Genomic DNA, 14392 nt, shown 5'->3' on the forward strand with positions numbered 1-14392 from the left:
CAGATTTTGGGGTCAACCATTCCGGGCGCCGGGGCTCCAGGTCCTCCACCTTGGGATCGGTTGCCGCCGCGCTCTTGGCCATGGCGTCCAAGAGCCCGGAAGCTTTTCCCAGGATGTCTACTGCGGCCTCGGATCGGGCCAACTTGGCCTTGAGGACTTCGTTCTCTTTCAGAACCTGCTTGAGCAGCCTCTTATCGGGTTCGCGCAACCTATGATCCTCCCGGCCTTCCCTGTTCCTGGACCTGAGTTCCCCGGACTCGCGCTGCCGGAACCAAAGGCGAATGGTGCTATCACTGATGCCTACAGACCTGCAGAACGCAGTCCGGGAACCACGCTCAAGGCACTTACCGTACTCATCCAGAATCGCGTGCTTCTCAGCGAGAGTGAAGTGGCTCCGCTTCGAAAAACGGGCAGGGATAACAAAATCCATGACGGACCTTTCCCCGCCGATGCATCAAACTGATGCGACAGCAACCTGTCACACAACAGCCTGACACACACGGGTTTCCCGGCGCCGTCGCACGTTTCCGGCGACCCCGGCACACACGCCCAACAAAGGCTACGAGTAGTACCGGCCCAACGTCTCGGCCTTGAACTCAAAGAAGTCCCCGGACTCGATGGCCAAACGGGCGTCGTCCACCATCTTCACCACGAAGCGCTCATTGTGGATGGAGATGAGCGTGGCCGAGAGCATCTCCTTGGCCTTGAACAGGTGGTGGATGTAGGCGCGCGAGTAGTTCAAGCACGTGTAACAGTCGCAGCCTTCCTGCAACGGCCCGAAGTCCTTCTTGTACTTCGCCCCGGACAGGTTGAACCGGCCGGACGGCGTGTAGAACGCGGAGTTCCGGGCAACGCGGGTGGGGGAGACGCAGTCGAAGGTGTCCGCGCCATTTTCGATGGCCGTGAAGATGTCGTCCGGCTCGGAGATGCCCAGCAGGTGCCGCGGTTTGTCCTCGGGAAGTTCCTCGTTGCACCAGCGCACGATCGTCCCCAGGTTCTCCTTCTCCAAGGCACCGCCTATCCCGTAGCCATCGAAAGGCATGGCACCGAGGTCGCGGCAGGCCTTGCGCCGAAGGTCCTCGTACTGGGCGCCCTGGATCACCCCGAACAGTGCCTGGTAGGGCTTGTCCGCACGGGAAGCCGTCAAGGAGAAGTGCTCGTCCAGGCAACGCAAGGCCCACAGCCGGGTACGCTCCAGCGACTCTTCCTGGTACGCCCGCGAGTTCTGCAGCGTGGTGAGCTCGTCGAAGGCAAACATGATGTCCGCGCCGATCTGGTGCTGCACCCGCATGGAGATCTCGGGGGAGAACCTGTGCTTGTCACCGTTGAGGTGGGACTTGAACCAGACACCGTCGTCGTCGATGTGCGCCAAGCGTTCCTTGCCTGGTGCCACGGCGTCATCCGGGCCGGAAGTATCCACATTCTTCATGTCGATGACCTTCTTGAACCCGGAGCCGAGGCTCATCACCTGGAATCCACCGGAGTCGGTGAAGGTGGGTCCGGACCAGTTCATGAACGCGCCGAGGCCTCCCGCGGCGTCGAGGATCTCGGGGCCGGGCTGCAGGTACAAGTGATAGGCGTTGGCCAGAACGGCCTGCGCGCCGAGGTCCGCGATGGACTCCGGCAGCACTGCTTTGACGGTGGCCTTGGTTCCGACGGCGATGAACGCGGGCGTCTGGATGGTTCCGTGCGGCGTGGTGATGGTTCCGGTCCTGCCAAGGAACTCGCCGCCGTTGGCGTCCACCAAAGCGTCCGACGGCGACGACGTTTCAGTCAGTCGCCGGCCCACCGAGAAGGAGAACCCGGACGCAGGATCGGAGACGGCGGACGGAACGGATGAGGGCGAAGACGCGGAAGCTGGCACGCTACCAAGTGTGCCAGCTTTACCGCGGGTAACTTGCCCGGCAAGCCCGAGAGCGCCCGGCAGCAACCATCAGGACCCGGAGCCTGAGTCCTTCCACTTGTCCCACGAGGACCGGATATCCGCCAAAGTGTGCGCCCCCAAATCGTAGGTGGAGGCAATCACCATGGCACCGCCGTCGGGCCTTTTCTCCGGGATCGGCTGCTGTTCGGCGACGATCAGCAGCCCATCGCCGTGTTCGGCGTAGCCGTGGACGGTGACGCCAACCTGATGGCGGCTCTTGAACCAGACCTTTCCGGAAATCGACTCGCCGGTGGACAGCGTGAGTGAGTATTCGTCCCCGACCGGCGGAAGATCGCCCAAGCCCAGTTTCTCGATGGCCGACCCGCCACCGGAGACCGAGACAAAGTGCGTCCGGCGCTTGCCGTGCGGGTGGCGTTCCAGAGTGAAACGGAGTTGGTTCAGGAAAGTGAGCCAGCCCTGGGTGATGTCCTCGTCCCATTCCGCCCACTCGGAGTCGTGGTCCAGTGCGGCGCGGGTGACCTTGACTTCCGTGCCGCCGGATACCGGGTGGAGTTCAAACTCATCGCCGCCGCGAACGGTCAGGCTCGTGTGGTCCGGTCCTTCCACGACGCTCGGATCGAAGTAGATTTGTTTGATTTCGTCGTCCAGCTCGTCGGCTTCCCAGCCGTGCCATTGGGCCACCAGCGACGGTTCGCGCAGCATCGTCCAAACCTGCTGCGCGTCAGCATTAATCACAACGCTCAGATTGTTCGTCATGGCCCTGAATTTACCGCCGTTTGGGTGCCTAAAACAGGCCTTGAAGTTGCCGAAGCAAAGGACTAGGCGCGGACCGCTTCGAGCTCGTTGGCGATCCGGCGTCCCAGTTCATCCTCGGCGATGGTCTTGGAGCCGCCATGTGCCCGGAGGAACATCAGCGCTTCGAGCCGCAGGAACCGCCACTCACGCTCGGCGTCGCGGTTCCCGTTGTCCATGGCGCGGAAAATTTCCTTGTCGTAGAGGTTGGGCTCGTTCAGTGAACGCTGGCGGACCCGGGCGTTGACGAGTGCCTTGAACGGGTCCTCTTCCTGGGATTCGGGAGCGCGGAGCAGTTTTTCGTAGACGGCGGCCCGCTCCGACAGGCCGGCTTCACGGCAAATGAAGCTGGACAACGCGAGGGCCCGCTCGATCGATGCCCAGCGGTCCAGGTTCCCGTCGAACGGAAGCACGTTCAGCAGGTCCGCGACTTCCAGGGAATGGTCGGGGTCGCGCAGCACGATGCAGAGATCGAAGGCGAGGTCGCTGAGGTCACGCAGGCAACTGCCGGACTTGGTGTTGATGCCCTTGGCCAGCCGCTCGGCCAGCACCTGCACGCCGTTCTTGCCTTTGTGTTCGGCCACCGCGGCGCGCACTACGGCCTCCGGCGTTCCGTCCGGTTCGGGAATCAGGGCCAGGTCTTCGGCAGTAGGACCCGTGAAGGCGGGAGGGTCCGCCGGGCGGGGAGGCACGACGACGGCGGGTTCCGTGGGAGCCTCGACGTCACCTTCCGCGGTGGTGCTGGAGTCGGGCTCGCTGCCTGTACTGGCGCCGCCGCCCAAGCCGCGCGGAACACCGTCGCCCACAGGCACGCTGGACCCAACAGCGATCCGTACCGTGCCGGCGTCGTACGTGGTGACCAGCAGCAGCGCGGCGACGCCGTAATCGTCGTTCTGGACCTCAATGGAGGCGATTTCCTCGGCCGGACCGTCCCCGGGAAGGTACACGAAATCCCCGGTTTGCAGGTCCCCAGCCTGCTTTTCGCGGTATTGCTGTGAGGCTGGGCTGTGAGTCATCGGAAGTCCTTTGGTTCTCTTGCGGTCCGCCGTCCAGTCTACAAAAGCGGGCCGCCAATAACCTGGGGACCCGCTAGGCGACGATGCCGGAGAACGCCAAAGCCTGGCGGACCAGGTTGCCGCGGCCGCCTTCGAATTCCTGCTGGACACCGTCGCTGAGGACTTCCTGCGGGGTCATCCACGTGAGTTCCAACGCGTCCTGCCGCGGTTCGCATTCGCCGGTCACCGGGATGATGAACACCAGCGAAACCGCGTGCTGGCGGTCGTCGGTGAAGCCGGTCTGGGACGGCGCCGGGAAGTATTCGGCCACCGTGAACGGCACCGGGCTGATGGGAAGCTGCGGGAAAGCCAGGGGGCCGAGGTCCTTTTCCATGTGCCGGAGCAGGGCTGCCCGGATGGTTTCGCGGTAGAGAACGCGGCCGGAGACGAGGTAGCGCACCATGTTGCCGTCGGCATCGCCTTGCAGGAGGGTGCCCACTTCATTGACGTACCCGAGCGGATCCAACCTGACCGGTACAGCCTCCACGTAGACCATGGGGAGGCGGCCGCGGGCTTCGAAGAGGTCCTCATCGGAAAGCCAGCCTGGATACGGGTCGGGTGTACGTACGCTCATGGTTAAGTTCTACCGCATCCCCGGCCGAAGTTCCGTTGAGGCCTTGCCCCGCGCTGTGGCGTTACGCTCTCGGCGGTATTACAACGCAAGGATTGACTCGAGGGGGTGGCCGGCGGCAATGCGCGCAAGGATGTCCGGCTCGGCCTCGTCCGATGCCAGTGCTTTGTCCAGGACTCCACGGGCCGCTTCAGGCGTAAGCACGATCACCCCGTTGTCGTCCCCCAGCACCAGATCCCCGGGATTGACCTCCACTCCGCCGCAGCGCACCGGGACGTTCACTGCCGACCCCGTACCGCGGAGCCGTTTGGTGGTGAGGCACGTGGTCCCGCGCGCGAAGACGGGCAGCCCGGCCTGCCGGAGTTCCAGCAGGTCTGTCGCCATGCCGTCAACCACGACGGCGGCAGCACCTTGGGCGATCGCCGCGGCTGCCGTCACGGCCCCGACGGGCGCATGGCGGTGGTCGCCCAGCATGTCCACCACGAGCACGTCGCCGGGCCGCAGGGCCAGAAGCGCCCGGTTCATGGCGATGGCATCGTGGTCCGCGATCCGGACGGTTACGGCGGGTCCGGCGACCTTGATGTTCTCCAGCAATGACTGGATGCCAGGGTCAACGAAGCCGTCCTCGAGGAAGTGGCCGATGGTGGGGTAGCTGATTCTCTCCAGCTCCTGGAGCAGCGTGGTGATCATGGGGCGGTGCCCTCCGATCCGGCCAGGACAGCGACGCATTCGATCTCGAGGGACACACCCCAGAGGCTCACGCACACGGTAGTCCGTGCAGGTTTGGCGTCGCCAAAGTACTCCACATAAACGCGGTTGTACTCCTGAAGCTGCTCTTCGCTGGTCAGGTACGTGTTGACTTTGACCACGTGTTGCAGGCTGGAGCCGGCGGCTTCCAGGACGCCGGCGAGGTTCTCGATGGTCTGGCGGACCTGCCCTTCGAAGGTGTCGGGTTGATCGTCCAGGCCCGTGATCGCGGGGATCTGGCCGGAGGTGAACACGAATCCGTTGGCAATGACCGCTGGGGAGAAAGGCCCGACGGCGGGCGCCTGGCCGGGGATGCCGGCCAGGCGCTCGATGGTGGTGGCGGTCATTTGGCTGCGGCAGCTTCCGTGGTCGCGTCGGGCGTTGCCGCCTCAGCCGGTGCTTCCTCGACGGAGTCGATGTTGCCGTGCCGGGTCTCGGTGAGGACGAAGAGCGCTGCCAGGGAAAGGATGGCCGCCGCCATGATGTACCAGGCGATCGAGGAGCTCTGGCCGGTCAAGCCAAGGAGCCACGTGGTGATGAACGGCGTGGCGGCGCTGCCCAGGAGCCCGGAGAGCATGTACGCCACGGACAGGCCGGAGTAGCGGACCTTGGACCCGAAGAGCTCTGCCAGGAAGGTGGCAATGGGGCCGTAGTTGGCTGCGAACGCCGTCATCATCGCGAGGTAGGCAACGAACAGGAGCGCCACCGATTTGGTGTCCATGAGCCAGAACATCGGGAACGCGAGGGCAGCCTCCGCAGCGACGCCGGCGTAGATGATGGGCTTGCGGCCGTACTTGTCCGAGAGCTTGCCGAAGAAGGGAATCAGGATGAAGCACAGGGCACAGGCGGCCAGGACAACCCAGAGCATGAGGCTCTCCGAGTGGCCCAGTTCCTTCTTGCCGTAGGAGACGCCCGAGGCCACGAGGAGCGTGAAGGTGCTGCCGGTGGACAGCGTGGCAACGCCGCCCAACACAACCTGCTTCCAATACTTGGCCATGAGCGAGGCGAACGGCATCTTGGCCTTGGCCCCTGCGGTCTTGACGGCCTTGAAGGACGGCGTTTCTTCGATATTCAAGCGGATGTAGATGCCCACGGCCACCAACAGGACGGAGGCCAGGAACGGGATGCGCCAACCCCACGCGTGCAGGGCGTCAGTGCTGATGCTTGAGGCCACAATCAGGAAGGCAACGTTGGCGATCAACGTGCCGGCCGGAACGCCCACCTGGACCAGGGACCCGTAGAAACCACGGCGGGCCGGGGGAGCGTGCTCAACGGTCATGAGCACCGCGCCACCCCATTCGCCGCCGAGGGCAAGGCCCTGGATGACGCGAAGGAGGAGGAGCAGCAGGGGAGCCATGATGCCGATGCTTTGGTAGTCGGGCAACAGGCCAATGGCGAACGTCGCAGCGCCCATGGTCAGGAGCGAAACAAGCAGCATCGACTTGCGGCCCAGCCGGTCGCCGAAGTGGCCAAAGATGATGGCACCCACCATGCGGGCAATGTACGCCGAAGCGAAAGTGCCGAAGGCGAGCATGGTGCCCACGATGGGGTCGAAGCTGGGGAAGAAGATCTTGTTGAAGACCAGCGCGGACGCTGTTCCAAAGACGAAAAGGTCGTACCACTCAACAGTGGTGCCAATGACGCTGGCAAAAGCGATTTTGCGCATTTTCGCCAGGTCCAGCCTGGCTGTGGAAGCGGATTCGGTATCTACCGTTTGGGCCATCAGAATCTCCGGATGGGGTGCGGGGACGAGTGTCCGGTGCAAGGTAGCTACAACTATTCTGTGTTGCGGATCACAGCTTCAATGGCAAAAATCCCAGCAAAAACGGGCATGGAATGTGAGAACACACATCGGGCTGCCGAGGAGCAAAACACGGCACCTACGCCCAGGCCACCACCAGCCGGGCTGCGCTCGCCGGCACTGCGAGGTCGATTCCAGTGAGCTCTTGGAAGCGGTTGAGCCGGTTCAGGATGGTGTTCCGGTGGCAGAACAACTGCTCCGAGGTCTGGGTGACATTGCCCGTGGTCAGGTAATTCCGAACGGTCTCCAACAGGCGCTCGCGCTCGCCGCCCTTGCACTCGCCCAAGGCTTCCTCGAGTTCGGCGGCAAGGTCCAGTCCGGCGTCCTGCAGGTTCTGTTGCGCCAGGCGGGCCCACGCCGAACCGGCTGACAGGGGACCGGCATCGCGTGGCCGGAGCAGCGCGGCCAGGCTTTCCGCCGTCCGGGCCGCTGCCGGTAGGGCGCGCAGCCCCAGGACGTCGGGAACATAGCCGCAGGGGACGTCCACGACGCCGGGCGGCAGCTGATGTCTTTCGGCGTCGGGCCCGTGAAGCTCGCCGCGGTTTTCCGGCCCCCTTGACCGGAGCGGCGGCAGGGTCCAGAACACGTAGGTATTTCCGCCCGACTCGTGCAGGAACAATCGCTGCCGGGAGTGCTGGTTCGAACCGAACTGCGACGCTGCAGCCCGTAGCCGTGCCCCGGGATCGCCGCTCGCGGCCACCAGCGCAAACCGGGATTCCGGGTTGATCCCTAAAGCCGAGGCAACTTGTGCGGAGGTTTCCAACGACGGCGTGCTCTGGTTGAAAAGTCGTGCAATGAATTCGCGCTGGATGCTCGATTCTTCCTGCGCCATGCGCACGCGTTCGGTGAGGTAGCTCGTGTGGGTCCGGGTGGCGAACTCATCCACCACCCGCCACACCTGGTCCACCCGGGAAGCCAGGAGGATGGCGTCTTCAGGCTTGGCGATTTCCAAGAGTTCCGCCCAGAGGATGCTGAAGTCCAGTCGCACAGCGGATGTCAGTGATTCGGGCGGGATTCCTGCCCGCGCGCGCTTGGAACCGAGGTCGGAGGCGAAGTCCAGCAGTCCGTCGCTGCTGTCCGTCGTGCCGTTCTTGAGCCCGCGGATGAGGCGCCGGAACGTTCCGCGGGCAGTCTCGGTGATCTCCTGGATGGTCACCTGGCTTTCGCCGTATTCGGGGATCTCGCGGACCCTGGCGGTAAACGCGCGGGCCAGTTCATCCAGCCGTCCGTCCAGCTGATCCACCAGTTCGGTCCAGCGCTGGCTGTGCCCGGACGCTTCAACATTGTGCATTCACACATCCTAGCGGTCCTTTTGCGTGATGTATCGCTAGTTATTTTGGGAAAAACTACTGGCACTATGGAATGAGTCACTGTGGAGTGAATCCCCTCACAAGCATCCACACCACCCTCCGGGCCCCCAACGCCCGGTCCCGTTTTCGCACTTTTGGAGCAACAATGGCAAGCACCGTCAGCGGAGCCACGGGCGTCAGCCCAACGGCAACACGCGTCGTCGATGAAAGCGTCACCAAGAAGGTGGCCCTCGCTGCCCTGGTGGGCACGGCGTTGGAATGGTACGACTTCTTCCTGTTCACCACGGCTGCCGCCTTGGTGTTCAACGCCCAGTTCTTCGTCTCGCAGGACCCGTTTGTCGCGGCAATGGGCTCGTTCGCCACACTCGCTGTGGGCTTCGTGGCCCGCCCGATCGGTGGCTTCATCTTCGGCGCCCTGGGCGACAAGGTTGGCCGCAAGAAGATCCTCATGGTCACCATCGTCGGGATCGGCATTGTCACCGGCCTCATCGGCTTGCTTCCGAACTACATGACCATCGGCCTGGCCGCACCCATCCTCCTGGTGGCGCTGCGCATCGTCCAGGGCCTCGCCGTCGGCGGTGAGTGGAGCGGCGCGGTGATCATCGCCGTCGAGAACGCTCCAGTGGAGAAGCGTGCCCGCTATGCGGCGCTTCCGCAGGTCGGTTCGCCCATCGGCACCATCCTGTCTTCGGGCGGTTTCTTCGGCATGCTCTTCCTGGTAGGCCAGACCAACTTCGATGCCTGGGGCTGGCGCATCCCGTTCATCGCCGCCATCCCGCTGCTGGCCGTATCCCTGTGGATCCGCAGCAAGCTCAGCGAATCGCCCGAATTCGAAGCCCTCATGGAGTCCGGTGAAACGGAGCACGCGCCCATCCGCGGTGTCCTGAAGAACAGCTGGCGGCAAATCCTGGTGGGCATGTGCTCGGCGCTCCTGGGCATCGGCGGCTTCTACCTCATCACCAGCTTTGTGGTCTTCTACGGCACCAAGGTTCTCAAGCTGCCCTCCGAGTTGTTGCTCCTCGGCACCCTCCTTGCCGCTGCCCTCGAAATCGGCGCCTTGATCTGGGCCGGCCGGCTGGGCGAGAAGTTCGGTGCCAGCAAGGTCATCCTCTGGGGTGGCGTTGCCTCGGCCCTTATCGCGGTCCCGGTGTTCCTGGCCATCGACAGCCGCAACCCGGTCCTGGTTGTCCTGGGCATGATGATCGGCGTCGCCGTTCTTTCCATTCCCTACGCTGTTTCCGGCACCGCACTGACCGCCCTCTTCGCCACGAAGGTCCGGTACACCGGCGTCGCCATTACCTCCAACACGGCAGGTGTCATCTCCGGCTTCGTGCCGCTGATCGCCACGGCCCTGGTGGCCACCAACAACTCCTTCTGGCCGGGCGCCATCATCCTGCTGGTCGTTTCCGCACTGACCGCCCTCTCCGGATTGTTCCTCCCACGCCTTTCCATCGAAGAAGAAGGAATGAAGCATTGAGCACCACCACTGCAGGCCACCTGATTGTTGGCCAACTCGAACGGGCAGGCATCAAGCGGGTATACACCGTTCCCGGTGAGAGCTTCCTCGATGTGTTGGACGGACTGCATGGCTCACCCATCCAGAACGTCGTGGCCCGCCAGGAAGGCGGCGCCGGGTTCATGGCCCTCGCCGAAGGCCGCCTGACCGAACTCCCCGGAGTGGCCATGGTGACCCGTGGTCCTGGCGCAGCAAACGCGTTCATCGCGATCCATACGGCCCACCAGGACGCCACGCCCCTGATCCTGTTCGTCGGCCTGATCCCCGTCGCGGACCGTGGGCGCGAGTCCTTCCAGGAGTTCGACATCAACGCCTGGTTTGGCAGCACAGCCAAGAAGGTGGTCACTCTCGACGACGCCGCCTCCGCCGCCCGCGTGGTGGACGATGCCATCTTCACCGCGCTCAGCGGGCGTCCCGGACCCGTGGTCATCGGCCTTCCGGAGGACGTCCTGGTCCACGTCGTCGAGGACGCCACGGTGGAACCCCGCGCGGTCGCCCGCCCGGAGCCTGCCGTCGCGGACCTTGCCGTGCTGAAGCAGAAGCTGCAGAAGGCCCGCAAGCCGCTCATCGTCGTCGGCGGCGAAGGCTGGACGCAGGAATCCGGCGAGCAGCTCGCCGGCTGGGCGAGCCGCCACAGCATCCCGGTGGTGTCGGACTTCCGCGCTTACGACGCCGTTCCCCACCGCAGCGACGCCTACGCCGGCTTCCTCGGTTACGGCCGCAGCGACGCAAACGCCCAGCGCCTGGACGACGCCGATCTGCTGGTCTTCGTGGGCTGCGTCCGCGGCGACGTGCTCTCCGACGGCTACCAGCGCGGGCTCGGCGCCGAGACCATAGTGGTCAACGCAGACGCCAACCTCTTGGGTCACTTCGGCCGGGTAGATCAGCACATGATTGCGGACGTTTCGGCTTTCGCTTCCGTTCTCGGGGCACTGGAGGCCGATGTCACCACCGAAGCTGGCTGGTTCGCCAGCGCCCGCGCGGAGCAACTGAAGTTCTCCACGCCAGCTCCCGACGGCGGCATCGGCGTCGACCTCGGCGTCGCCATGGAGGTCCTCAAGAAAGAGATGGACGACGACGCCGTCCTCACCTTCGGTGCCGGGAACCACGCCCTGTGGCCCGCGCGCTACCTTGAGCACAACACCGCCAACTCCCTGGCCGCTCCCCGCAACGGCGCCATGGGCATGGGCATCCCGGCCGCAGTGGCAGCGTCGCTCGCGTACCCGGGACGTCAGGTCATCTCCGTGGCAGGTGATGGCTGCTTCATGATGAATGGGCAGGAAATCGCCACGGCCATGGGCTACGGCGCGCAGTTCATTGTGCTGGTGGTGGACAACGGCATCTTCGCCACCATCCGTGAGCACCAGGAGGCGCACTACCCGGACCGTCCGTCCGGCACGCACATGACCAACCCGGACTTCGCCGCACTGGCCCGTTCCTATGGGGGCTACGGGGAACGCGTAGAGCGGACCGAGGACTTCGCAGCCGCGTTCCGCCGCGCCGTCGACTCCGGCCTTCCTGCGTTGCTGCACCTGCCGCAGGACCCCACGACGCGTTCGCCCAAGACGTCCAACTAAGAGTCAGGACCTTTTCGTGATTCAGCTTCAGAACATCATCAACGGCGAGTCCGTCTCCGTGCCGGAAACGCTCCCGTTCTTCGACCCCGCCACGGGTGCGCAGATCGGCACCGCGCCGGACAGCGACGCGGCCACGGTCGACGCCGCGTTCCAAGCCGCTGCCGCGGCCTTCAAGAGCTACAAGCGCACGACGCCGGGCACGCGCCAGTCGCTGCTGTTGCAGCTGGCGGACCTCATCGAGGCCAACGTAGACCGCCTGCTGGAGGCCGAGGTTGCCTGCACAGGCAAGCCTGCGGTCCTCACCAAGGAGCTCGAAATCCTGCGGGGCGCCGACCAGCTTCGTTTCTTCGCAGGAGCGTGCCGGGTGGTTTCGGGCACGGCACAGACGGAGTATGTCGAAGGATTCTCGTCCACCATCCGGCGGGAGCCGATCGGCGTGGTCGCCCAGATTACTCCGTGGAACTACCCGTTCATGATGGCCGTCTGGAAGATCGGCCCGGCCTTGGCTGCGGGCAACACGCTGGTCCTCAAGCCTGCCGACACCACGCCGTGGTCCACGGTGCTGCTGGCCGAATTGGCGCAGCAGGTTTACCCGGCCGGTGTGGTGAACGTGGTATGCGGCGGTCGCGAAGCCGGTGCTGCCATGGTGGATCATGAGATTCCGGAGATGGTGTCCATCACCGGCTCCACCCGGGCGGGTGCCCAGGTCATGTCCGCGGCATCGAAGACCCTCAAGGATGTCCACTTGGAGCTTGGCGGCAAGGCGCCCGCGGTGGTGTTTGCCGACGTCGATATCCAGCGGACCGCACGTGAGATCGCCCTGGCCGCGTTCTTCAACGCGGGCCAGGACTGCACCGCCGTGACCCGCGTTCTGGTCCATGAGGACATCCACACGGAGTTTGCCGCGGCCCTCGCTGACGCTGCCTCGGCTCTGCGCGTAGGAGAGGACCTTGGGCCGCTCAACAGCGCCGCACAGCTGGAGCGCGTTGAGGGCTTCCTGTCCCGCCTGCCCGCCAACGCGCGGGTCCTGGCCGGTGGCAAGCGCACCGGCACCGGGTACTTCTTTGAACCCACGGTGATCGACGGTGTGTTCCAGACCGACGAGGTGGTGTGCGACGAGATTTTCGGACCCGTCCTGACCGTCCAGCCGTTCGCGACGGAAGAGGAAGCGCTGGAGCTCGCCAATGGCACCAAGTACGCGCTGGCTTCCAGTGTGTGGTCCGAGAACCACGGCGTGGTGACGCGCGTTTCCAATGAGCTCGACTTCGGCGCGGTTTGGATCAACTGCCACCAGGTCATCCCGGCCGAAGCGCCCCACGGTGGCTTCAAGCACTCCGGCACCGGCAAGGACCTGTCCGTGTTCGGGCTTGAGGACTACACGCGCATCAAGTCCGTCACCACGTCCCACCGCTAGAAACAGCCATGAAACTCGATCTCCTCCTGCGCAACGCAGACATCATCACCATGGACCCGGACCGTCCGTCGGCCAGTTCGCTGGGCATCTGGCAGGGCCGCATCGTGGGCCTCGACCAGGACCTGGACGGCTTGGACGCCCTCGAGGTCCTGGACCTCGGCGGCGCCACGGTAACGCCGGGCTTCATCGACGCCCACTGCCACACCACGTGGTTCGGGCTGGGGCTCGCGGAACTGGACGTGTCCGGTGCACGCGGGCTGGAGGAGCTGTATTCGCTGCTGCGTGATGCGGCCTCGGGCGCCGATGGAACCGAAGGCGAGGGCTGGCTCTTCGCCACCGGGTTCAGCCAGACCCAGCACGGCGGGCTCTTCCCGGACATCGCTGAGCTTGACCGCATCACGGGGGCGCGGCCGCTGTTCATGCGCCACAACTCCGGGCATATGGCGGTGGTCAACACGGCCGCGCTGCGGCTGGCAGGTGCCCAGTCGCCGTCGTTCCCCGATCCCGACGGCGGCGCGATTGTCCGCGACGCAGCGGGACGTCCCACGGGACTCGTCCAGGAGACGGCGCAGGAACTCATCCAGCAACTGATCCTGCCCTACGCGCTGGAGGACATCGAGGCGGCGCTGGAACGGGCCACGGCGTACTACGCCTCGGAGGGAATCACGAGTTTCACCGAGGCCGGGGTGGGCGGTGGCTGGATCGGCCACAGCCCGGCCGAGCTCGCCGCCTACCAACGGGCTGCCGGGAATGGCCGCCTGTACGCCCGGGCACAGGTGATGCCGGTGCTGGATGTGCTGCACCCCCTTGATGGACATTCCTCGGACAGCCCCGGTGCGGCTCCGGCCGGACTGGACTTGGGGATTTCCAGCGGGTTCGGGAATGAGTTCCTGTCTCTCGGCCCGGCCAAGGTCTTCCTGGACGGCTCGCTCCTGGGCGAAACGGCTGCCGTGAGCCACGAGTTCTGCAGCCACGGGCACAAGGACAACCGCGGCAACGTGGGGTACTTCCAAGCCGACCCGGCCCAGCTCAGGGAACGCATCGAAGCCGCCTACGCAGCCGGGTGGTCCATCGCTGCCCACGCCATCGGGGACCGCGCCATTGACCTGGCCTTGGACATCATCACCGAATGCCAGGCAATGTGCGGCCCACGGCGTGTGCCCAACAGGATCGAACATGCGTCCATGACCCGGCCGGAGCAATTGACCCGACTGGCCGAAGCCGGGATCGCGGTCACCCCGCAGGCCAGCTTCTTCCGCGACGGCGGAGACGGCATGACGGACTCCCTCGGTCCGGACCGGCTCTCCTGGGCCTACCGCGCGGCCAGCTTCCTCGAAGCCGGAGTCACGCTCGCCGGCAGTTCCGATCGGCCTGTTGCCGATGGGAACGTGCTCCGCGGGATGCAGGCGTTCGTGGACCGCCGCACGGCATCCGGCGCGGTCTTCGGCAACCCGGCCGAGCGGCTCACTCCCTTCCAGGCACTTTCCGCCTACACGAGTGGTGCGGCTGAAGCCACAGGAACCCTGGATGAGAAGGGGACGTTGACCGCCGGAAAGCTCGCGGACTTCACAGTCCTCTCGGCCTCTCCTTTGGACGCTCCGGACATCAGCGGACTCACCGTCCTGGCTACCGCCGTCGGAGGCCGTTTCACCTACCAATCAACCGACTTCCACGCTGCACCGGCATCGCTGGTTCCAGCCGGGCAATCCCACCAAAGCACTTAG

At 65.0% G+C, this 14392-nt stretch carries 12 protein-coding genes and 1 pseudogene; 4 read left to right on the forward strand and 9 right to left on the reverse strand.

Annotated elements, in window-relative coordinates; all coding sequences use genetic code 11:
- The 9 genes and pseudogenes from ACIPV6_RS09190 to ACIPV6_RS09230 form a co-directional block, all read right to left on the reverse strand.
- Nucleotides 1–208: pseudogene (locus ACIPV6_RS09190) on the reverse strand (hypothetical protein); the annotation flags it as partial.
- 351 nt (nt 209–559) lie between these two features.
- Nucleotides 560–1864, reverse strand: coding sequence for a tRNA guanosine(34) transglycosylase Tgt (gene tgt, locus ACIPV6_RS09195; protein ID WP_400270576.1), 1305 nt, complete (start codon nt 1862–1864; stop codon nt 560–562).
- Nucleotides 1865–1933: 69 nt separating this feature from the next.
- Nucleotides 1934–2641, reverse strand: coding sequence for an SRPBCC domain-containing protein (locus tag ACIPV6_RS09200; RefSeq protein WP_400270577.1), 708 nt, complete (start codon nt 2639–2641; stop codon nt 1934–1936).
- A gap of 62 nt (nt 2642–2703) precedes the next feature.
- Nucleotides 2704–3693, reverse strand: a complete 990-nt coding sequence (locus ACIPV6_RS09205; RefSeq protein WP_400270578.1) for a DUF6707 family protein — start codon at nt 3691–3693, stop codon at nt 2704–2706.
- A 73-nt stretch (nt 3694–3766) separates the two neighbouring features.
- Nucleotides 3767–4306, reverse strand: a complete 540-nt coding sequence (locus ACIPV6_RS09210) for an NUDIX hydrolase family protein (RefSeq protein WP_400270579.1) — start codon at nt 4304–4306, stop codon at nt 3767–3769.
- A 78-nt stretch (nt 4307–4384) separates the two neighbouring features.
- Nucleotides 4385–4993, reverse strand: coding sequence for an RraA family protein (locus ACIPV6_RS09215; RefSeq protein ID WP_400270580.1), 609 nt, complete (start codon nt 4991–4993; stop codon nt 4385–4387).
- On the reverse strand, nt 4990–5397 hold the full coding sequence (locus tag ACIPV6_RS09220) for a RidA family protein (protein WP_400270581.1): 408 nt from the start codon (nt 5395–5397) through the stop codon (nt 4990–4992). Before ACIPV6_RS09220 ends, ACIPV6_RS09215 begins: the two co-directional genes overlap by 4 nt.
- Nucleotides 5394–6773 (reverse strand): MFS transporter, encoded by a 1380-nt coding sequence (locus ACIPV6_RS09225; protein ID WP_400270582.1) that lies wholly within the window; start codon nt 6771–6773, stop codon nt 5394–5396. The genes ACIPV6_RS09220 and ACIPV6_RS09225 overlap by 4 nt, the downstream gene beginning before the upstream one ends.
- Before the next feature lie 157 nt (nt 6774–6930).
- Nucleotides 6931–8142, reverse strand: a complete 1212-nt coding sequence (locus ACIPV6_RS09230; RefSeq protein WP_400270583.1) for a PucR family transcriptional regulator — start codon at nt 8140–8142, stop codon at nt 6931–6933.
- 164 nt (nt 8143–8306) lie between these two features.
- Here ACIPV6_RS09230 and ACIPV6_RS09235 point away from each other — a divergent pair, with 164 nt between their 5' ends.
- From ACIPV6_RS09235 to ACIPV6_RS09250, 4 genes are read left to right on the forward strand one after another with little or no spacing between them, the layout of a single operon-like run.
- Nucleotides 8307–9638 carry an MFS transporter gene (locus ACIPV6_RS09235; protein WP_397323755.1) on the forward strand — a complete coding sequence of 444 codons (1332 nt, stop codon included), beginning with the start codon at nt 8307–8309 and terminating at the stop codon, nt 9636–9638.
- Complete coding sequence (locus ACIPV6_RS09240) at nt 9635–11254, forward strand: thiamine pyrophosphate-dependent enzyme (RefSeq protein WP_400270584.1); 1620 nt, start codon at nt 9635–9637, stop codon at nt 11252–11254. The genes ACIPV6_RS09235 and ACIPV6_RS09240 overlap by 4 nt, the downstream gene beginning before the upstream one ends.
- 16 nt (nt 11255–11270) lie before the next feature.
- Nucleotides 11271–12668: a gamma-aminobutyraldehyde dehydrogenase gene (locus tag ACIPV6_RS09245; protein ID WP_400270585.1), complete on the forward strand. Its 1398-nt coding sequence runs from the start codon at nt 11271–11273 to the stop codon at nt 12666–12668.
- A gap of 8 nt (nt 12669–12676) precedes the next feature.
- Nucleotides 12677–14392 (forward strand): amidohydrolase, encoded by a 1716-nt coding sequence (locus ACIPV6_RS09250; protein WP_400270586.1) that lies wholly within the window; start codon nt 12677–12679, stop codon nt 14390–14392.

This window comes from Paenarthrobacter sp. NPDC089988 (assembly GCF_044748465.1).
Lineage (GTDB): Bacteria > Actinomycetota > Actinomycetes > Actinomycetales > Micrococcaceae > Arthrobacter.